General features: G+C 71.7%; 16 protein-coding genes and 1 pseudogene. 1 reads left to right on the top strand and 16 read right to left on the bottom strand.

Going from position 1 to position 19,634, the window contains the following annotated elements; genetic code table 11:
* Window positions 1-7 precede the first annotated feature (7 nt).
* A complete protein-coding gene (locus tag JM949_RS08105) occupies window positions 8-835 on the top strand; it encodes a JmjC domain-containing protein (RefSeq protein WP_203147817.1) in 828 nt (275 codons plus the stop codon).
* Between the two features lie 242 nt (window positions 836-1,077).
* Here the strand turns inward: JM949_RS08105 and JM949_RS08100 are convergent, their stop codons facing one another.
* The 16 genes and pseudogenes from JM949_RS08100 to JM949_RS08030 all read right to left on the bottom strand — a co-directional run.
* Window positions 1,078-2,337: an ATP-grasp domain-containing protein gene (locus JM949_RS08100; RefSeq protein WP_203147816.1), complete on the bottom strand. Its 1,260-nt coding sequence runs from the start codon at window positions 2,335-2,337 to the stop codon at window positions 1,078-1,080.
* 18 nt (window positions 2,338-2,355) lie between these two features.
* On the bottom strand, window positions 2,356-3,660 hold the full coding sequence (locus JM949_RS08095; protein WP_203147815.1) for an MFS transporter: 1,305 nt from the start codon (window positions 3,658-3,660) through the stop codon (window positions 2,356-2,358).
* Window positions 3,661-3,741: 81 nt separating this feature from the next.
* On the bottom strand, window positions 3,742-4,677 hold the full coding sequence (locus JM949_RS08090) for an aspartyl/asparaginyl beta-hydroxylase domain-containing protein (protein ID WP_203147814.1): 936 nt from the start codon (window positions 4,675-4,677) through the stop codon (window positions 3,742-3,744).
* A gap of 12 nt (window positions 4,678-4,689) precedes the next feature.
* Window positions 4,690-5,748: an aldo/keto reductase gene (locus JM949_RS08085; RefSeq protein ID WP_203147813.1), complete on the bottom strand. Its 1,059-nt coding sequence runs from the start codon at window positions 5,746-5,748 to the stop codon at window positions 4,690-4,692.
* Window positions 5,749-5,750: 2 nt separating this feature from the next.
* Complete coding sequence (locus tag JM949_RS08080; protein ID WP_203147812.1) at window positions 5,751-6,506, bottom strand: SDR family NAD(P)-dependent oxidoreductase; 756 nt, start codon at window positions 6,504-6,506, stop codon at window positions 5,751-5,753.
* Window positions 6,507-7,154: an O-methyltransferase gene (locus tag JM949_RS08075; RefSeq protein WP_203147811.1), complete on the bottom strand. Its 648-nt coding sequence runs from the start codon at window positions 7,152-7,154 to the stop codon at window positions 6,507-6,509. It lies immediately after the preceding gene.
* The gene (locus JM949_RS08070; protein ID WP_203147810.1) at window positions 7,151-8,971 is read right to left on the bottom strand and encodes a M3 family metallopeptidase; all 1,821 of its coding nucleotides are present in this window, start codon (window positions 8,969-8,971) and stop codon (window positions 7,151-7,153) included. The genes JM949_RS08075 and JM949_RS08070 overlap by 4 nt, the downstream gene beginning before the upstream one ends.
* On the bottom strand, window positions 8,962-10,176 hold the full coding sequence (locus JM949_RS08065; protein WP_203147809.1) for an outer membrane protein assembly factor BamB family protein: 1,215 nt from the start codon (window positions 10,174-10,176) through the stop codon (window positions 8,962-8,964). Before JM949_RS08065 ends, JM949_RS08070 begins: the two co-directional genes overlap by 10 nt.
* A gap of 57 nt (window positions 10,177-10,233) precedes the next feature.
* Complete coding sequence (locus tag JM949_RS08060) at window positions 10,234-10,986, bottom strand: tetratricopeptide repeat protein (RefSeq protein WP_203147808.1); 753 nt, start codon at window positions 10,984-10,986, stop codon at window positions 10,234-10,236.
* Window positions 10,941-11,480, bottom strand: coding sequence for a hypothetical protein (locus JM949_RS08055; protein WP_203147807.1), 540 nt, complete (start codon window positions 11,478-11,480; stop codon window positions 10,941-10,943). Before JM949_RS08055 ends, JM949_RS08060 begins: the two co-directional genes overlap by 46 nt.
* 2 nt (window positions 11,481-11,482) lie before the next feature.
* The gene (locus JM949_RS08050) at window positions 11,483-12,514 is read right to left on the bottom strand and encodes an arginase family protein (protein ID WP_203147806.1); all 1,032 of its coding nucleotides are present in this window, start codon (window positions 12,512-12,514) and stop codon (window positions 11,483-11,485) included.
* Window positions 12,515-12,602: 88 nt separating this feature from the next.
* Window positions 12,603-13,868 (bottom strand): condensation domain-containing protein, encoded by a 1,266-nt coding sequence (locus JM949_RS36660; RefSeq protein WP_309232059.1) that lies wholly within the window; start codon window positions 13,866-13,868, stop codon window positions 12,603-12,605.
* 131 nt (window positions 13,869-13,999) lie between these two features.
* A pseudogene (locus JM949_RS36655) lies at window positions 14,000-15,664 on the bottom strand (non-ribosomal peptide synthetase); the annotation flags it as partial.
* Window positions 15,665-15,764: 100 nt separating this feature from the next.
* Entirely contained in the window at window positions 15,765-16,982 is a 1,218-nt protein-coding gene (locus tag JM949_RS08040) for a cytochrome P450 (RefSeq protein WP_203147804.1), read from the bottom strand.
* On the bottom strand, window positions 16,979-18,763 hold the full coding sequence (locus tag JM949_RS08035; RefSeq protein WP_203147803.1) for a non-ribosomal peptide synthetase: 1,785 nt from the start codon (window positions 18,761-18,763) through the stop codon (window positions 16,979-16,981). Before JM949_RS08035 ends, JM949_RS08040 begins: the two co-directional genes overlap by 4 nt.
* A gap of 57 nt (window positions 18,764-18,820) precedes the next feature.
* On the bottom strand, window positions 18,821-19,634 hold an 814-nt coding region (locus JM949_RS08030), incomplete at its 5' end, for a hypothetical protein (RefSeq protein ID WP_203147802.1).

Below are 19,634 nucleotides of genomic sequence, written 5' to 3'. Positions count from 1 at the left end.
AGGTCGAGTGAACTCCGTATCGGAATTCGAGGAAAGCACCTACGAGCCGGAGATGTTCTTCGCCGAGTACTGGCGCAGGAAGCCGCTCTTCGTGCGTGGGGGTGCCGAAGGCTTTCTCGGTCGCCGGTGGACGGACGAAGATTTTGACAATGCCTATCGGGTGGCCGAGGCCAAGGGCGCGTCAATCAAGGAGCGGGCGGGCGAGGTGACGTTCATCGAGAACGTGTCCGCCTGCGACCCGGACCTGACCCGGCGGGCGGTCGAGTTCAGCAGGCGGTTCGCGTCGCCGCGGGCCTGGTTCGACAGCGTGCGGACGTACTCGTCGAGCGGGATCGGCGCGCACTTCGACCACAGCGACAATTTCGTGCTGCAACAGGGTGGCGTGAAGGAGTGGACGCTGGCCTCGCCCACCAACATCGAGCAGCAGGTCATCGCCCGACGGATGTTGAACCTGCCCGACGTGGGCGGCCACGAGCTTCCCGACGGGGAGGGCGTCCGGTTCGTCGTCGAACCCGGAGACCTGCTGTACATTCCGCTGTTCTGGCTGCACCACGGCATCTCGGAGGCGGCCTCGCTCAGCCTCTCGCTGGTCTGCCCGGCCGTCTCGCTCTACTCGGCGGTGGTTCCGTTCCTGAGTCACGCGATCAAGGAACGGGAGATCGGGCACGAGCCGATCACCGCGCTGCACGAGTACCTGTCTCCGGAGGAGCGGAGCGCCGCGGTGGCGCAGATTCGGCAGGCGACCGCGGATCTGCTCAACCGGATCTCCGACGACGATGTGGTCGGGCTGGTGCAGTCGCTCCAGTTGAAGCGGCTGCCCGGGGTGCGTGTCTGAGCGGCGACGGCAGCTGGATGCCCACCCCCGTCCTTGCTGCGGGGGTGGGCATCCGACGTCGGCCGTCCGGCCCGTGCCGGGCGCCGGAATCTGTCCGTCCGTCCGTCCGTCCGTCCGGTGTCCCAATGGCCGCCGATAATTGATTTTCCGCTCGGGGCGTAGCTCCGAGAACCATTGTTCGAAGCCGCGGTGCGCCGCCGGCCACGCACCGGACATGCATTAGGGAAACACGCCGGGAATGCTCAGGTGATTGGCTCGATCGTCAGTGCGCCACGAATCGCCTTGTTCACCCGCTCGATCGATTCGAACAGCGCCGCCGAATCCGGTGCCGTCGTCACGTACCGGGCCAGGTTGCTGATCGAACCGTCATCGGAGTCGAGTTCGCTGCCGACCGGCTTGTCGAGCATGCCCCAGTCGGCCAGCTTCAGCGCCTCGTCGAGCGCGTCCTGGTCGACCGCGGCGACCCGGTGCCGGCCGGTCGGCGGCTGCGGCCGGACGAAGGCGGCGAACCGCAGGGGTGCGCCTGGCAGGTCCGGCGCCTGCCCGCAGGCGACCTGCGCGATAGCCCGCGCGATGTCGTACTCCCGCGAGAACTGCATCAGCCCGTACATGCAGCCGGCCAGGCGGCCGTTGACCTCCAGGACCACCGGCCCGTCGGCGGTGAGCATCAGTTCGGTGTGCACCGCGCCGGTGGTCAACCCGAGAGCCCGGATGGCCTGCTCCGCCACCGTGGTGACCCGGGTGAGATCACTCGGGTCGAGGGCGCTCGGCGTGAGGTGCCCCTCCTCGCGGAACGGGGGGACGACCGGGGTCTTGTCGGTGACCCCGAGGTGGTGCACCGTCCCCTCGTGCAGGATCGACTCGACGCTGACCTGGTGCCCGAAGCGCGCGTCGGCATGCCAACGGGAGCCCACGATCTCCTCCTCCACCAGGAAGAGGCGGTCGGCGCCGTTCGACCAGGGGTTGGCCTGGTAGCGGCGTCCGGCGTCGGCGTACGCCCCGGCCAGCCCCGCCGGCTCGGTGACCCGCGCCACGCAGAAGCTGCTCACCCCGACCGCGGGCTTGAGGACGACCGGGAAACGGAGGTCCGCGCAGGCGCCCAGGTCCTGCTCTCCGCCGATCAGCCGCCAACCCGGCGTCGGCATACCGGCCGCGGCCAACCGGGCACGTTGGATGTCCTTGCGGCGGGCGGCGGTCAGCGCGGCCGGCGGGTTCGCCGGCAGGCCCAGCAGGTTCGCCAGGAGTCCCGCGTGGAAGGCCATCGTCTCGCTGAAGGCCACCACGCCCCGGATCGGCACCCGGCTGGCGAGTGCGAGCCCCGCCTCGACGGCCTGGTCCGGTCGGGCGAAGGTCTCCACCGGGCCGAGCGCGCCGAGCTTGTCGCGGCGGGCCGCACCACCGCTGCGCAGCATGAGCACCCGTGCCGGCCCGGCGGGGCCCAGCGCCCGCACGATCTCGTCGGGTTGCGGCCCGCCGGGCGAGTCCACGAGAAGCAGGGTCATGACAGCGATACCTCCTGGTCAGTCCGCGGCCATGGTGGCCGGTTCCGGGGCTTTGGCAGGGACGGTCGCCTCCGACTCCCGCCGGCCGGTGCGTACGGCGATCAGTCCCACCACGCTGGCGACGAGGCCGGTCAGGCCGAGGAAGACCCACATCGTGTCCTCCCCTTGCCGTTCGAGCAGGGCGAGCGAGGTCATCGGGCCGACCGCCCAGGCGACGGTCATGGTTGCGCCGTACGCGCCGAGGTAGGCGCCCCGCGCATGCTCCGGCGCGCGGTCGGAAGCCGCGGCCTGCGAGGCCGGCGCCCAGAGCATCTCGCCGACCACGAAGATCACGATCACGACGACGATCATGACGAGGCCGTGGTCGAGGAGGAGCAGCAGCCACGGTACGCCCATCAGCAGCACGCCCACCGCGATCCGCCAACTGTCGTGCACGTGCGCGGTGCGCTTGGTGAGCAGGCCCTGGAAGAGCACCACCAGCACCGGGTTGATGGCGGACAGGAAGCCCCAGGTGGACTGGCCGAGGTCGTACGTGGACACCACCACGATGGGCAGCACGTTGGTGTAGGCCACATAGACCATGAACGACAGCAGCGTCGAGAAGAGCAGTGCCGTGAACGGCACGTCCCGCAGCATGCCGAAGCGTCGTCGATCCCGGGCCTCCCTGGCCTTCGGCGTCCCGAGGCTCCCGGGCAGGACCGCCTGGGCGAACACCGCGGCACCCAGCCCCATCGCACCGAGAAGCAGGAACGCCACCGACCAGTTCGCCACCAACAGGACCAGACCCACCAGCGCCGGGCCGATGACCACGGCCAGGTTGTTGGCGACCCGCAGCGACGAGAACGCCTGGGCTCGGCGCTCCGGGCCCACCACGTCGGCGACCACCGCGTTGCGGGCCGTCCAGGCCGGCGTGGACACCGTGTTCGCCGCCGCGACCAGCGCGAAGCCCAGGAGCTTCTGGTCGCCCACGGCGGCGCAGGCCATCATCAGCAGGGCCAGCGTGCCGAGGCAGCCAACCAGGACGGGACGACGGCCGATCCGGTCGGAGATCCGGCCACCGACGTTGCCGGAGACGACCGACAGTAGGGCGTTGAGCATGAGCAACCAACCCACCTCGCCCGGGGTGGCCCGTAGCTCGACCACCGCCCACACGCCGGCGTAGCCGTAGAAGGCGGACGTGGCGATGGTGGCGAACATGGTGATGCCGAGCAGCGGCCACAGTCCCTCGGTGGCCTCCCGTCCGCCGAGCGCCGCCACCAACGGGCGGAGCCACCAGGCCGGCTTCGGCCCGCTCGCCGGCGCCTCCCGATCGGCATCGGTCATCGCGTGCCTCACTTCGCTGTCGCAGGAACCACTTGTCGGCCAGCCGGTTCGCCGCACCGGGTGGTGCGGCCAACGGCACTGTCAGGAACAGGGATGGACGGTGGAATAGTTGCCGACCCGGCGGACGATGTCGACCTGGCCCGCGCGCACCCGGACCGTCGTCTCCTCCGGCATCCGCCCGACCCGGTAGCAGCCGTCGCCCACCGCGTGCAGGCGGGCGAGTACGCCACTGGGCATCCGCAGCGCCATGCCCTCGGGCTCGACGAGCAGCGTGACGGCCACCGGTCGGTCCAGCTCGGGCGCGTCCGACCGGGTCCAGTCCAGCGCCCGCCGGGCCACGGTCAGCGGGTACTCACCCGGCGGGAGGGGCGGCTCCGGCTGCGGAGTGAGTCTGCTTCGGTTGATCATGATGGGCCCGGTGCGCTGCGCGGGCGGGAACAGCGCCAGCAACTCGGGGCTCAACAGGCAGTCCAGCACGAGGTGCACCCGGTCGTCGGGACCCCCGTTGCGGACGGTGTGGGTGCGGCTGAAGTCGCCGTACCAGAGGCGGTCCGGCGTCCAGTGCACCTCGTGCTCCCCGAAGACCATCAGCGCGGTGCGCGACGTGATCAGCGGGACGTGCAACCGGACCTTGCCGTACTGCAGGCCGAAGAAGCTGTCCACATGCGGCTTCACCTGGGCGTTCGGGATGAGGCGCATGAGCCGGACGGCCGCCGTCTCGCAGGGCATCGAGGCGAGCAGCCGGGACAGCCCGGGCAGTCGACCCAGCAGCGGTGTCGGCCCGTACTCCTCTCCCGGCAGACCCGGGTCGGTGCGGTCCGGGTCACCGTTGGGCGCCCGCAGCGGTACGACGGCCCAGTCCAGGGTGGCTCTCGGCCGGATGCGCTGGTCCACGCTCGCCGTCGACTGCGCCTGCCAGATCAGGGACTGGATCGTCGCGAAGTCGTCCAGCAGCGCCGACCGGTCCACCGGGAAATCCAGCGCGCACCACGCGTCGACGGTGTTCAACACGACCATGGTCCACTCCAATCACGTCTCGTCTGGGGTCGATGTGGATCCGTGCACCAGCGTCTGCAACTCGTCGGTGTAGAAGGTCCAGGGGTGTTCGATCGGCACCTCGCTGGCCGCGTCGAGCGCGGCGAGCACCTCCGGGGCGAGCGTCAGCTCCACCGCCCGGAGGTTCTCCGCGAGCTGACCGGCGGAGGAGACACCCAGCAGCACGGTGCTGACCTCCGACCGCGCCAGCACCCAGGCCAGGGCAAGTTGCGCCGGTGAGTGCCCGGTCTCGGCGGACAGGTCGGCGAGCCGGTCGAGGACGCGGGTGGCGACCGGGGTGAACGGATCGACGTCACCGGTGGTGAAGCTGACCGTCACCCGGCCCGCGCCGGTGACCTGTCGGCGCTCCGGGTCGATCCGATACCGGCCGGAGAGCAGTCCGTTCGCCAGCGGGCCCCAGCTGACCAGCGCGGTGCCGGTGTGGCGCACGAAGGGCAGGAACTCGCCCTCCAACGCCCGTACCAGCAGGTTGTAGTTGAGTTGGAGCGCGGCCGGACGGGGCCAGCCGTGCCACTGGGCGAGCACGTCCGCCCGTCCCGCGTACCAGCCGGGGACGTTGCTCAGACCCAGGTAACGCACCTTGCCGGCGGTGACCAGGTCGGCCGCCGCCGCCAACGTCTCCTCGGCCGGCGTGACCCGGTCCCACAGGTGTACGTAGAGCAGGTCGATGTGGTCGAGGCCGAGCCGCCCCAGGGACCGTTCGACAGAGGTGGTCATGGTCCCGCGGCTGCACCCGCCGCTGTTGGGGTCCCGCGGGTCGGTGCGGTACCCGAACTTGGTGGACACCAGAACCCGGTCCCGGGCCGACAGTCGGGCCAGGGCCGCGCCCAGCCAGGACTCGCTCTCGCCCTGGTTGTAGACATTGGCGGTGTCGAAGTAGTTGATCCCCCGGTCCAGGGCCGTGCCGATCAGGTGGTCGGCGTCCGGTCGGGACATGGTCCAGCGGTCACCCCACCGGGAGCCGAGGGTCGCCACCCCGAGGGAGAGGCTGGAGACCTTGAGCCCGGTCCGGCCCAGTTGGCGGTACCTCATCGTCAGATCAGCGACCCAGCGGAACCGCCGTCGAGACGGCAGAGCATGCCGTTCGCGACGGGTCCGAGGCCGGCCAGGTAGGCGACGCTGCGGTGACACGAGTCGAAATCGATCAGCTGGTCGATCACCAGGTCGGGGTTGGACCGCCGCAGGAACAGGGCGGTGACCTGCTGCTCGCTCAGCCCTTTCTGTTCCGCGATCCGGCGTAGCTGGGCGACCTTCTTCGCATCCGCCAGCGGCCCCAGCAGCAGCGTGGCGACACTCGCGTTGCGAGATCGGTAGCGGGTGGCCAGTGCGGTGCTCAACACCCGCAGGGCTGCCTTGCTGGCCGCGTAGAGGCCGGACCCGTCGTCGGCGTGGTAGATCGACTCCGAGTTGATCACAATGCAGGAGACGAACTGCTCCGGCGGCTTCCGGTCGAGCAGTCCGAGGGCGAGCCGGTACGGGGTCAGGGCGTTGACCCGGAAGACGTCCTCCATCTCGGTCAGCGACGGCGCGCCATCACCCGGTGCGGGGTAGCTGACCGCATTCTGCACCACCAGGTCCGGCGTCTCGCCGAGCCGGTCCAACAACTGTTCCACCGCGTCCGGTCGGGCCAGGTCGAGTCGCACGTAGTCGATTCCCGCCGGTACGGACGACTCGGTGTGCGGCCGTCGGCCCACCCCGGTGACCCGCCAACCCTCCTCGGCCAGCCGCGTCGCGAGATGGGCGCCGAGCCCGTCGCTCGCCCCCGTGATCACTGCCGTCTTCGCTGACATTCAGGCCCTCTTCCAGCTGACGAGAAGTCCGTGGCGGGTGCCCACGAAACAGGAGAAGAGCCGCGGGCTGCGCCCGACCGCCGCCGCGTAGGTCCGGATGCTCTCGGCCTCGCGGCCGTCCTCCTCCGTGCCCGGGCGGTCGGGGCTGAAGTCGCCGCCGGCGAAGGCGTCGTCGGCGATGAGCAGCCCTTCTGGCTCCAGCAGGGGGAAACAGAGCTTCAGGTAGCGCACGTAGGAGACCTTGTCCGCGTCGATGAAGATCATCCCGACGCTCTCCGGCTCGATGGTGCTCAAGTGGTCGGCGGCGTCACCGACCACCACCTCCACGCGGTCGGCGAGGCCGGCCCGAGCCAGGTTGGTCCGGGCTAGTTCGGCCGCCTTCGGGTCGATCTCGATGGTGGTCATCCGGGCACCCTCGGGCAGGCCACGGGCGATGAAGATGGTCGAGTAACCGAACAGCGTGCCGACCTCGACCACCCGCTGTGGACGGCGCAGCATGGTGAGCAGTTGGAGCACCCGGCCGGCGTTGTCGTCCACCTGGATCGTCGGCATCCGATGGTCGAGCAGCGATGATCGGAGGATGTCCTCCAGCACCGGTTCCCGGGAGCCGAGCGCGGCACGAATGTAGGCGTGCGGAATCTCGGTCACCGCGGCAGGGCTCCTTCTCCGGTGGCCACCGGCTCGGCAGAGATCCCGTCAGCGGCCAGCCGGTCGTAGAAGGCGAAGACCGCGTCGCTGTCCGGCGTGGCGGTGGGCAGGGAGAAGTCCAGGCTGGAGGCGAACATCTCGCGCAGTTCCGGCCGGCCGGCGACCTCGACCAGGGTCAGCGGCTCGAAGACGAGGAACTTCTCCACGCTGTCTGAGGCGCCGTACAGGTAGGCGAAGTTCGCGCCCGGGTTGGCCTGGAACATCGGCCAGGTGAAGTACATCGGGAAATCACCGAGCGTGCAGTGCCGCGAGATGCCGAACCGCTCCTCCAACGCGGCGTACGCCTCGGCGAGGCCACCGTCGTCGCGGCGGTGCACCTCGAAGTCGAGGGCGGCGGTGACCGCCCGCTCGACGTAGGTCCGCTGGTACTCGAGGGCCTTGATCCGCTGGCACACCCGCACCATCGCCCGGTCCTGGGCGTCGAGGGAGAGTGAGCGCGCGAAGGCCGGGTGGTACACCCACTTCTCGAAGAACATGCTCAGGTGCTCCAGTCGCTCCAGCGGCAGGTACTCCAGGCCGGAGCGGTTGGAGATCCGCTTGCGGATCAACAGGTGGTTGAGCGCGTGGCCGAACTCGTGGAACAGGCTGTGCACGTTCTGGAAGGTGATCCGGTTGGTCCGGTCCTCGTCCTGTTGGAACCGACACGACACGTACGCGACGGGATGCTGGACCAGGTTGCTCCAGTCGGTCCGGTTGCGCAGCCCCTTGGTGTGGTTGGCGCCCACGGTCTTGCCAGCGGTGTTCCACAGATCGAAGTTGATCTGACCGACCGGGCGGTCGTCCGCCGTCACCTCCACCGTGATGACGTGGCTGTTGCCCGAGGGCAGCGTCCGCAGGTCCAGCCCGAAGACGCTGCGCGCCACGTCGAAGATGAAGGCCAGACACTCGTCCAGGAGGAACAGCGGAGCCCGGGCCCCGCTGGTGACCTGCCGCATGTAGAAACCGAAGTGCTCCAGCGGATCGCCCTCGGTCTCGATCGCCTCGCGTACCCGTTCCACCAGCCGGTCCTGGCTGACCAGCGCCTGCCGCAGGTAGCGCGCGATGAACGCCTCGGCCTCGTCGGCAGGTACGCCGCACTTGGTCAACGCCTGGTCGATCACGCTCGGATGGCCGGCCGCGTGGCTCTGCTCGCGCCGGACGCGCACCATCTCGTCGACGATCGCGACGAGTTCGTCGCGGCGACTGTCCCGGGTCGCCGTCCAGACGCGGGTGAGCTTGTGCCGGGTCGACGCGCCGGGAGTGCCGCTCACCAGCCGGTAGAAGACCGCCGAGGGGTTGTTGGTGTCGGTGGGCGCGCCGACGCGACGGAGGAACCGCAACTGCGCCTGCTGCACCTCGGCCAGCACCGCCTTGGCCCGCTCCTGGAGCTCAACCGCCCGCCGGTCGTCGACCGGGCCGGCAGCCTCCGCCTTGTCCCGCAGCTGTGCCACGTACGCCAGCCGGGACTCCTCCGCCTCCGGGTCCTCGCAGCGCAGCTCGACCAGTTGGCGCAGCACCTTCTCGTCGAGTCCCGGGTTGTCGTGGAAGGCGTCCCGCCAGGGCAGCAGCCCGTCATAGCGGACGTGCTCCTCGTTCGCCTCCAGGTAGAGGAAGATGTAGGCGACGTTGTTGTAGATGGCCGTGATCTCCACCAGGCCCTCTTCGGTCAACGCGCCCTTCGACAGGATCGTCTCCAGCCGGCACATCATGCCCGCCAGGGTCTGCTCGAGTGCTTCCAGGCTCTCCCGGTCCGGCGCGGTGATCGGATCTATGGACACCGTTTCCCCCTGTCGCTGCTTCGGAATCTGAACCGGTAGAGATCGCCCGCGTACGAGGCGCAGTAGGCGTTGCCGTCAGGCGCGGCGACGGGGGTGATGTCCATCGCTGGCTCGTGGTCGGGCAGGCCGAGCACCTGGCTGCTTTCCCAACGGAAGGCGCCGTCGCGACGGCCCAGGCAGAGCATGTTCCCCCGGCCCGTGGTGGCCACGAAGTCGCCGCTGGGCAGCACCGTGACGGAGGTGTACGAGCGCGGCCCGCCCTGGTCGCTGCGCCAGACCTCGCGCAGCGACCGGACGTCCAGACCCACCGTGACGTCGTGCTGGAGGCCGACCGCGGCGACCCCGCCGGAGACCGCCGGGCTGGCGGTGATCTTCGAGCCGAGTGCCGCCTGGCGGCGGATCTCCCCGGTCTCGGCGTCCAGCAGCAGGCACCGGCCGTCGACCGTGCAGACCAGCACCTCGCCTGTCTCGTGCAGGGCCACCGGGGACGCCTTGACCGGATGCCCCAGCTCCGTGCGCCACCGCTCGGTGCCGTCCGAGCCGAGGCACAGCACGTGTTCGGCGCAGCAGACGATGGCCGTGCCCGCCGCCGTGGCTGCCGGGCTGGCATAGGCGTCGCGGTAGGAGGCGACCCCGTCGTGCTCCGCGTGCCAGGGGCGGGGCAGCGCGTGCTCGAAGACCACCCGACCGGTGCCCAGGTCGACGGCGAGGCAGCGACTGTGGAAGGCCGCCACGACCAGCAGGTCGGCGGCGGGCAGCACGGTCGGGGTGGCGCAGACCGGTGCGCCGGCCGTCGCCGACCAGACCAGCCGACCGCGCAGGTCGACACAGGCCAGCTCGCCGTTGGTGGCGGCCACGACGACGTGCCGGCGCCGCCGGTCGACCACCAGCGAGGCGTAGACGGAACTGGTCAGGCGGATTCGCCAGTACTCCTTGCGCAGCGTCGGGTCGAGCAGGCGTACGAAGCCGTCGTCGCTGGCCGCCACGACGCCCACGCCGGCCACCACGGCCGGGGTGGCGCTGACCGGAACGGCGATGCTGCGGCCGAGGGTCCGGTTGTCGTACCTCATCCGCCGGTGCCCGCACACCGCCGGTTCGGCCGTCCAGTCGACGGGCTCGCCGGCCCGTCCCGGGAGCACCGACTTGACCGGATCGTGGCGGAACGCGGGCGTCGGTGGCGCGTCGCGGACGCCGCCCGACGCCACCGTGGGCTCCGGCTGCACGCCGGAGCGTCGGGGGTGACCAACCGCGGCACGGGTCGCCTACCCTTCCCGCCCGGCCGCCGGACCGGTGGTCGCGTCCCCGTCGAGCGCGGCCGCCAGCCGGGTCTGCGCCGGGTGGGAGAGCCGCCGCGCCAGCGCCAGCGCGGCGGTGACGACCTCAGGGCTGGGTTCGGCGGTGTCCACCAGGGACAGGTAGTGGGCCAGGGCCAGCTCGTGGTCGCCGGCGCGCTCGCGGCACCGGGCCGCCTGGAGCAGGTGGTGACCGACGTACGGCGGGCCGATCCGCACCGCGGTCTCGAACAGCTCGGCGGCCGGGCCGGGCCGGCCGAACCGTACGTACGCCTCGGCCAGCTCGCCGTAGCTGGGGGACCAGGCCGGGTCGATCGCGATCAGCGCGCGTCCCGACTCCTCCGCGCGGTCCTCGTCCCGGGTGAGGTACATGTGTTCCTTCAGCGAGGACTCGTGGTAGGTCTTCATCAGGTGCATCTCGTAGGCCCGGGGTCGCTTGGTGATCGTTTCCCGAGCGGCGGCCCGGGCGTGCTCCATGTAGCGCCGGGTGGCGGCCACCTCGCCCTTCGCCGCCGGAATCATGGCGACGCCGCGGTACCAGGAGGAGAGGGCGGCCGGCTCGACCAGCCCGGGCTGTTCGGCCAGGGCGGTCCCCGTCGCCACGAACCAGTCGAAGTCCGCCTCGGAGAGCTCGCGTCGTTTGAGGAACCAGACCACGCCCTGCGCGCAGGCGTCCATCACCCGGTCCGGGGGAAGGGCGCGCGACTCGATGGCCGCGCGCATCCGGCCGAAGGCCGCTGGGAGGCCGCCCCGTCGTCGCGCCGGTTGGACACGACGAACTCCAACATGGCGGTCTCGAAGGTCTCCAGCGGGGTACGCGCGGCGGTGGCGGCCGACGCGAGCAGGCGCTCGGCCATCCCGAAACGGGAGATGCTGATCAGCGCGGCGGCGAGATTGACGTGCTCCACCACGTCGAGGTCGGCGCTGTTCTCGACCAGCTCCGCGAGGTTCTTGATGGTGGCGGTGGGCTGGTACCGGAGGGTGTCCAACTCCTCGAAGGGCACCCCTTCGAGGAGGGCGACCTCCCGCAGCACCTCGGACTCGAAGACCTGGGCGAACAGGTAGCCGAACTGGTGCGGGTCGAAATCGAGGTACTGCTCGACGCAGGCCCGGGAGAACAGGTCCGCCGGCTGGTCGTCGGTCGTCTCGTACTCGAGGCCGACGAAGGTCTGCTGGAAGGTGTTCCGGGTGGCACGGGAAATGCTGAGATCCGTCATCGTCAGGCCTCCGGGAAAGGGGTGATGAGGTGCTCGCCCGGGTTGGGGGCAGGGGCCTGCCGGGACTGCCGCGTCAGCCAGCCCAGCAGATGCAGCATGATCGTGACCGCCCGTCCACCGTCGGCGAGCGTCTTCGGATCGCGGGCGGTACGAGGCGCGGCGAACTCCACCAGATCGAAGCCGATCAAACGGTTCCCGGCCAGCACCGCGTCGATCGACCGTAGGAGTTCCCGCACGGTCAGGCCGGCGTCGGCGGGATATCCGGTCGCGGACATCGCGCTGCGGTCGAGGACGTCGACGTCGACCGTCAGGTAGACGTCGACGCCCCGGCCGACCGCGTCGCGGATAGCCTCCGGGTCGTCCAGCTCCGGCGAGGTGAGGCAGATCTGGCGTCCCACAGTGGCCAGGTAGTCGAGGACGGCCGGCGCGGCCACCGCCTCGACGGTCGCGTACGGGTCGATCCCGATCTGCACCAGGCCGCCGGGGCCGATCTCGTCGGCGACGTGTGACATCACGTTGGTGTTGAAGATCGGCTCCCGGGCGGCGGCGGACCGGTCCGTGCCCTTGTCCCAGATCTGCAGGTCGAGGTGGTGGTCGAACTGCACCACCCGGAACGGCCGGTCCCGGCGGGCGCACAACGCGCGGACCACCGGCAGGGTGACCGAGTGGTCACCCCCGATCAGGCAGGGCGCGACGTGCGGCGGCAACGCCCTGACGACGGCCTCGATGGCGGCCAGCGCCTCGGTCAGCGACATCCCGTCGAAGGTGATGTCGCCGAGATCGACCACGCCGTCGAGGAGCGACGCGCCGGCCCGCAGGTCGAGCACGCTGGGTGTCTCGGCCGACCAGGTGTACGCCCGGGAGAGGGTGCGGAGGAAGAACGGACCGTTCTCGGTGCCCTCGTGCGGGGTGCCCAGGCTGTGCCCTCCGCCGATCACGGCAGCCACCGCCTCCGGCGCGATGGCGTCAGCCGGCGTGCTGGGAAGCCCGCAGAACGGGAGGGTGTTCGAAGTGCTCGGTGTGGTCGCTGTCATCACTCGCCTCCCGTCTGCGGAAGAGGAACTGGGTCTGAGTGCCGATTTGTGGCGGTAAATATGATTTTGTCTCACATGTTGATCGCTGTCAACATTCTCGATCTTGATTGGCGCGGGCCTCCGCCGCCAGCTCCCCGGCCAGTTCCGCCATGGCAATCCGCACGGCGCCGAACAGCCCACCGGCGGTCTCGTCGTCGATCCCGTCCGACCGGCGGAGCATGACCAGCTCCCAGCCGCCGTCGGGTTGCGGGAACGCCTCGAACATCAGCTCCAGGGCCGTCGTCGGCGCTGGCACCCGCACCGCCCGCAGGGCGATCCCCCCAGCGAACGCGCCCGAGGGCGGCGCGTGCTGCACCACCACCCACACCTGGAACCAGGGGTGCCGGTCGCGCGGCGGCGCCAGCACCCGCACCAACTCGTCGAAGGGCAACCGGCCGTGTCGCATCGCCGCCGCCGTCTGCTCGACGACCCGGTCCAACAGGGCGCCGGCCGGCTCGTCCCGCACGCCCGCCACCGGAACCACCAACGGGTTGACGAAGTAGCCCACCACGTCGTCGAGGTCCGGGTGCGGCCGGCCGGCGGTCACCGTGCCCAGGCAGACGTCCGCAACGTCGAAGGTCCGTCCCAATCCGCGGCCCACGGCGGCCAGCAGGGCGGTCACCGCCGGACCACCGTGCCGCCGAGCCACCCCGGCCAGCGCTGCCACCTCGGCCGCGGGCACCCGGGCCACCAGGTCCCGGCGGGCCGTCTCGCCGGTGGACCCCGGTGCCGGCAGCACCGGGGCCGTCGGTCGGCGCAACGTCTGCCGCCAGAACGGGAGCTCCTCCTCCGCCCACTGCTTCAGCCCACGCCGCTCCCAGCGGCTGTAGTCGGCGTACGACGGACCGCTCGGCCAGGCGAGGACACGCCCCGCCGCCCGCTCCCGGTACGCCGCGCCGAGGGTTTCGACCAGCCGCTGCTCCGACCAGCCGTCGAAGGCGACGTGGTGGATGTTCAGGCAGAGCAGGTGCCGGTCCTCGGCCAGCCGGCAGAGCCGGGCCCGCAGCGACACCTCGCGCTCCAGGTCGAACGGACGCCGCCACCAGTCGGCGGTCACCAGTCGGGCCAGTTCGACCGGGTCGGAGCAGTCTTCCGGGACCGTGCGGCGTTCCAGCCTCACCCGGGCGGTGGCCGGGTCGAGGGCGAACTGCTCCGGCAGCCGCCCCGTCCACCGATAGACCGTGCGCAGCGCCGGGTGGCCGCGCACCACGTCCTGGAGCGCGGCGTCCAGCAGCGTGGCGTCCAGCGGCCCGTCGAGCAGGTACGCCAGCACCACGACGTTGTCGGCCGCCCCGGGCATGGTCTGCTCGGCCACCCAGAACCGGGTCTGGGCGTGGGAGAGCGGCGCGCCGGCGCCCTCGGGTTCGTCGGCCACCGGGACGGCTGCCCCGATCGGCGGCCCGCCCCGCAGCAGCTCGCGTAGCCCGTCGACGTGCGCGCCCGGTGGACGTCGGCCACCGTGACCCGCCGCCCGAGCCGGCGCATCGCCCGCAGGGCGAGCCGGACCGCGTCCAGCGACGTCGCGCCGGCCGCGAAGACGTCGTCCGAGGCGGCGAGGTGGGGGGCGTCGAGCACCCGCCGTACGTCGGCGAGGAACGGATCGGCGGCGCTGGCCGGAACCGCCGCCTCCGGGCCCCGGCGCGCGAGGACGGCCTGCTCGGCGAGCGCCCGCAGGGCGATTCCGTCCACCTTGCCGGTCGGGCCGAGCGGGAGCCGGTCGACGTGCCGCCACACCGTCGGAGTCATCGCCGGCAGCAGTCGTGGCGCGGCGAACGCGCGCAGCTCCGCGTCGGTCAGCGGGAGGCCGTCGTGGCTGCGGTAGACCATCGCGAGTTCCGGCCGGCCCGGGGTGAGTTCCAGACGCAGCACCGCGCCGGTCGCGATCCGGGGGTGGGCCACGAGCACCGACTCGACCTCGCCTGGTTCGATCCGTACCCCGTTGACCTTGAACTGCCGGTCGGCGCGGCCGCGGTAGTGCAGCACCCCCTCCTCGTCCAGACAGCCCAGGTCGCCGGTGCGGTAGTGGCGTACCCCGGCCAGCTCCACGAAGGCGCGTGCCGTCTCGTCCGGGTCGCCCAGATAACCGATCGCCAGGCCGTCACCGGAGACGAGGATCTCCCCGACCGACCCGGCGGGCACCGGGTGGTCCTCGTTGTCGACCAGCCTGATCCCGGTACGCGGCACCGGCCGGCCGATCGGCACGTCGGCGTCCGGGTCGCGGACATCGTCCGGGCGGATCACGTGGGTGGTGGTGAAGATCGTGCTCTCGGCGGGACCGTACCCGTTGACCACCCGCAGGCCGGGAAACCGGTCCAGGACCCGGCGTACGTGTGGCGCGGACACCCGCTCCCCACCCACCAGCAGCAGCTGGATCCGGTCGAACAGCTCCGGCGCCTCGTCGGCGAGCACGTTGAACAGCGAGCTGGTCAGCCAGAGGCTGTTCACACCCCGCTCGACCATCGTGGCCAGCCCTGCCACGTCGAGTGCCGGCAGGTGCGCGTCCAGGAGCTGGCAGCGACCGCCGTTGAGCAGCGGCGCCCAGAGTTCCAGCGATAGGCCGTCCCACGGCAGCGGCGCGGCCTGGAGGAAGACGGTCGTCGGGTCCAGCGGGATGTCCGGGTGGTCGACCAGGGTGCGGATGGTGCCGCGGTGCGGGGAGACGGCTCCCTTGGGGCGGCCGGTGGAGCCCGAGGTGTAGAAGACACAGGCCGGCGCGCCGCCGTCGAGCCCGGTACGCGGGGCGGGTCGGTCCCAGCCCGCAGCCAGGTCCGGGTAGCTGGCGACGGCTAGACCGGGCCGGCCCGGCACCGGGTCGTCGGCCACCAGCAGGCGGCAGCGGGTGCCGTCGAAGACCGTGGCCTTCCGGTCAGCCGGCCAGCCGGGATCCATCGCGACATAGGCCGCGCCGGTGGCCAGCACCCCCAGCAACACCGCGACCAGCTCGACGGAGCGGGGCAGGCAGACCGGCACGACGTCACCCGGTCCGACCCCCCGCGCCGCCAGTGCTGCGGCGATCCGATCGGCCCGCGACACCAGCTCCGCGTAGCTGAGCCGGCGTTCGCCCTGCTGCACGGCCACCGCCGCCGGCGTCATCCGGGCATGTCGGGCCACCACCCGCTCGATCCGGTCGCCGTGGCGGTACGGGTCACCCGCCACGTCGGCCCGGCCGGTCGCGCGCCGCCGGCCTGCGCCGTGCCCGGTCCGGCCGCCATCAGCCGACCGCCAGCGGGAGTGTGGTGGTTCCGAGGATGAAGTTCGAGCGGAGCCGCCGGGGCGTGCCAGCGAGGCGGAACCGGCCCGGGGCGGCCAGCAGCGCGCCGAAGAGCAACGACAGCTCCCGCTGCGCCGTCGGCGCGCCGATGCAGCGGTGGATGCCCGCGCCGTAGGACAGGTGCCGATTCGGGCTGCGGGTCACGTCGAAGCGGTCGGCGTCGGGGAACTGGGCCGGGTCGCGGTTGGCCGAGACGTTCCACAGGGTCACCGAGTCACCCCTGCGGATGAGGTGCCCGTCGCGTTCCACGTCCCGCATCGCGACCCGCTGGACGTACGCGTTGACCGAACTCCAGCGCAGCATCTCCTCGATGGCGCCGGTCAGCGCCTCCGGCCGCCGGCGCAGCAGGTCGTACTGGTCGGGGGCGGCGACCAGCGCCTCGATCCCGTGGCAGGCGGTGTACGACGACGTCTCGTTGCCACCCACCGCGACGTTCATGCAGTTGTAGAAGATGTCCTCCTCGGACATTCGTCGGCCGTTCACCCGCGCGTTGAGCAGCAGGGTGACCAGGTCGTCGGCCGGATTGCGGCGCCGCTGCGCGAGCAGGTCGGCGAAGAATTCGAAGATCTCCGCCTGCGTCCAGGCCAGCCGCAGCTTCTGATCCCCCCCGGTGTCCACGAACGCCTCGTCGCGGAAGCCCACCATCCGCCGGGTCAGTCCGATGAGGTGGTGCGCCTCGTCGTGGCCGATGCCGAAGACCACCATGAGCGCACCGGCCGGCAGTTCGGTGGCGATCTCGGTGGCGAAGTCGCAGCCGCCGGCCGCCACCGCCTGCCCGACGGCCTTGTCGATGAGGATCCGCACCTGGTCGCCGACGCGGTCCACGACGGCCGCCGACAACGCCGGGGCGATCTGCTGCTTGAGCAGCCGGTGCCGGGGCAGGTCGCTGGCGACCAGCATCCGGCCCGCGGCGGTGTCGTCGTCGCTGCGGAAGGACCCGCCGAGGATCGCTCCCCGCGCCGACCCGAACGAGGCGTGCTCCCGGTACGCCCAGTGCACGTCCTCGTACCGGGTCAGCGCCCAGAAGTGGCTGCCGTCGGCGCCCTCGTTCCAGTGCAGCGGGCGGTGCTCGCGGAGCCAGGCGAACGCGTCCAGGTGCCGACCGCTGACGAACAGGTCGACGTCGGTCAGGTCCACCGGGACGGACGGGCCGGTCACGCGCCGGGTCCGCCCGCCCGGGCCCGCTCCACGAGCGCCGCCACGTCGGACAGCAGCGGGTCGCGCAGCACCGCGGCCAGCTCCACCGACACCCCGTACCTGCGTTTGACCTGGCTGTGCATCCGGAAGGCGAGCAGTGAGTGCCCGCCGAGGGTGAAGAAGTCCTCATTCACGCCGACGTTCTCGACGCCGAGCAGCTCCTCCCACAGCTCCGCGAGATACCGCTCAACCTCGGTACGCGGCGCCACGTGACGCGCCCGGCGTTCCCGGACCCGGTCGGCGATGCCGTGCAGGGCCGCCATGTCCCGCTTACCGTGCTCGTTTGACGGAATCTCCTCCACCAGCGCGAACTGGCTGGGCACCAGGTAGTCCGGCAGTTCGGCGCGGGCGAACTCCTGGATCTCCCGAAGGGTGGTGTCCTCGGCGGGCACGACCACGGCGAGCAGGTGCCGGTCCTCGCCCTCGCCGCTGGGCACCACGACCGCCTCGCGTACCCCGTGGCTGCGGCACAGGCTCCGTTCGACCTCGCCCGGCTCCACCCGGTAACCGCGGATCTTCACCTGCCCGTCCGTCCGCCCGACGAACTCCAGCACCCCGTCCGGGCGGCGGCGCGCCAGGTCGCCGGTGCGGTAGAGCCGGTCCGGGCCGTCGGGTCGCGGACCGGCCACGAACTGTTGTCGGGTCAGCTCCGGCGCGTCCAGGTAGCCCCGGGCGACCCCCGGACCGCCGATGTGGATCTCGCCAATCTCGCCGTCCGGCACCGCCCGCGTGCCGTCGCCGAGCAGCAGGACGGTGACCCCGGCCAGGGGCCGCCCGATCGGGATGGTGTCCCGCTCCGCGTCCTCGACGGTGACCCGGTGCGCGGTGCACGCGGTGGTCGCCTCCGCCGGGCCGTAGAGGTTGTACAGCTCGCCCTGGAAGTCGCCGTGCAACAGGTCCCGGCAGGCCGAGGGCAGGAGGACGTCACCACCGGCCTGGAGGATCCGCAGCGGGGCGAAGGCGTCCCGGTCCTCCCGGATCACCTGGTTGATGACCATGGTGGGGACGAGCATCGCGGTGATCCGTCGCCGCCGCATCTCCCGCCGGAAGTCGGCGGCCAGCAGCTCGGGCACGGCCGGCAGGACGGCGAGCTCCGCACCCCGGTACAGCGTCGTCCACAGCTCGAAGTGGAAGGCGTCGAAGGAGACACTGGAGATCTGACCGACCCGGTCGTCCGGCACCAGTTCCGGCAGGCTCGGGTTGGCGGCGAACGAGACGATGTTCCGGTGCTCCAGCACGATCGCCTTGGGCTTGCCGGCCGAACCGGAGGTGAAGAGCACGCTGGCCGCCCCGGCCGACTCGGCGTGATCCACGGCCGGCGCCGCCGGGGTGGCAGTGCTGCGGAAGGGCAGCTCATCGAGACCCAGGTGCGCGATGCGCTGCTGCCAGTCCGCGCGGGTCACCACCAGCTTGCAGCCGCCAGCGACCAGCATGTGGTCGCGGCGGCCGTCCGGGTACCGCGCGTCCACGGCGACGTAGCCGGCGCCGGCCCGCAGGATGCCGAGGACGGCCACCACCAGGTCCACCGAACGGTCCAGGTAGAGGCCCACCCGGTCCTCGGCGCCGATCCCCCGGGCCCGCAGGTCGACCGCCAGGGCCGCGGAGCGCCGGTCGAGTTCGGCGTACGAGAGGGTGGTGTCGTCGTCGCTGACGGCGGGACGGTCCGGCCAGGTCCGCACGCTCGTGGCGAACATGCCGGTCAACGTCTGCGCGGCGGGCGATCCGGTGTCTCGGGTGGTCATTGCGGGGCCTCCAACAACGGACTGAGCAGCGGGTCGGGCGAGGTGTGGCGGCGGTCGTCAGCAGCGTCGGGCCCGCAGCCAGACGGCACGGCTGAGGCAGCGGAGCGCGCCGTCGACGGCGACGAGGACGACGATGGTGTGCAGGTCCGGGATGGTCCGGTCCCGGTCGCTGTTCCCGGTCAGTTCGAGGGTGTGTCGCGCGCCAGCGGGCAGCTCGACCGAGGTGATCCCGTCGAGCCGGCAGCGCAGCAGGTCCTGCCGGCGGAAGGCGGCGCCGACCGTCACGGCGACGGCCCGGTCCGCCGGGGCGGTGACCTCGACGACGAGGCGGAACGGCTCGCCGCAGGCCACCTCGGCCGGTGTCGTGACCCGGACCGTCGCGGGGAACTCCGCGGCGCCGGAGAGGACCTCCCCGCAGCGGGAGCAGACCAGATAGCACAGTCGGGGCCCGGTGCCGGCCGCCGGCGTGACGTCGTGGCCGACGGCGGTGAGGTCACCGCACTGTGGGCACTCCCGGACACCGTCGGCCGTGCGGACCTGCCAGGGCTCCGGCCAGCCCCCGATGAAGTGGTAGAAGGAGCGGGCGACGACGGCCAGCTCCTGCTCGACCGCGCCGTGCTGCACGGCGGCGAGTCCGGCGTGGGCCGATGCGTACGCCTCCGCCGCCTCCCGGGCCGTGGTCAGGTGGTCGGCCTCGGCGCGCTGCCGCACCGCCGCGACCGCCCGGCGGTCCAGCGCGTCCAGCCGGTCCCCGTCGACCCGCAGGCCGATCTCGGTGAGCTCGCGCAGCCGATGCGACCAGGGCCGGAAGTGGTCCCGCCAGGGCCGCATCGGAGCGGCGCCGGCGCGGGGGCGACCGGACCGGCGGATC

Origin of the sequence: Micromonospora tarensis (assembly GCF_016803395.1) — a bacterium.
GTDB lineage: Bacteria > Actinomycetota > Actinomycetes > Mycobacteriales > Micromonosporaceae > Micromonospora > Micromonospora tarensis.
The sequence above is the reverse complement of the archived record's forward strand: the minus strand, read 5'-3'. Positions and strand labels throughout refer to the sequence as shown.

What these genes read in the sequence shown, in the direction of transcription:
- JM949_RS08100 (WP_203147816.1), bottom strand. Translation starts at nt 2,337, where the DNA reads ATGACCCTGCTTCTCGTGGACTCGCCCGGCGGGCCGCAACCCGACGAG.
- JM949_RS08095 (WP_203147815.1), bottom strand. Translation starts at nt 3,660, where the DNA reads ATGACCGATGCCGATCGGGAGGCGCCGGCGAGCGGGCCGAAGCCGGCC.
- JM949_RS08090 (WP_203147814.1), bottom strand. Translation starts at nt 4,677, where the DNA reads ATGGTCGTGTTGAACACCGTCGACGCGTGGTGCGCGCTGGATTTCCCG.
- JM949_RS08085 (WP_203147813.1), bottom strand. Translation starts at nt 5,748, where the DNA reads ATGAGGTACCGCCAACTGGGCCGGACCGGGCTCAAGGTCTCCAGCCTC.
- JM949_RS08080 (WP_203147812.1), bottom strand. Translation starts at nt 6,506, where the DNA reads ATGTCAGCGAAGACGGCAGTGATCACGGGGGCGAGCGACGGGCTCGGC.
- JM949_RS08060 (WP_203147808.1), bottom strand. Translation starts at nt 10,986, where the DNA reads ATGCGCGCGGCCATCGAGTCGCGCGCCCTTCCCCCGGACCGGGTGATG.
- JM949_RS08055 (WP_203147807.1), bottom strand. Translation starts at nt 11,480, where the DNA reads ATGACGGATCTCAGCATTTCCCGTGCCACCCGGAACACCTTCCAGCAG.
- JM949_RS08050 (WP_203147806.1), bottom strand. Translation starts at nt 12,514, where the DNA reads ATGACAGCGACCACACCGAGCACTTCGAACACCCTCCCGTTCTGCGGG.
- JM949_RS08035 (WP_203147803.1), bottom strand. Translation starts at nt 18,763, where the DNA reads ATGACCACCCGAGACACCGGATCGCCCGCCGCGCAGACGTTGACCGGC.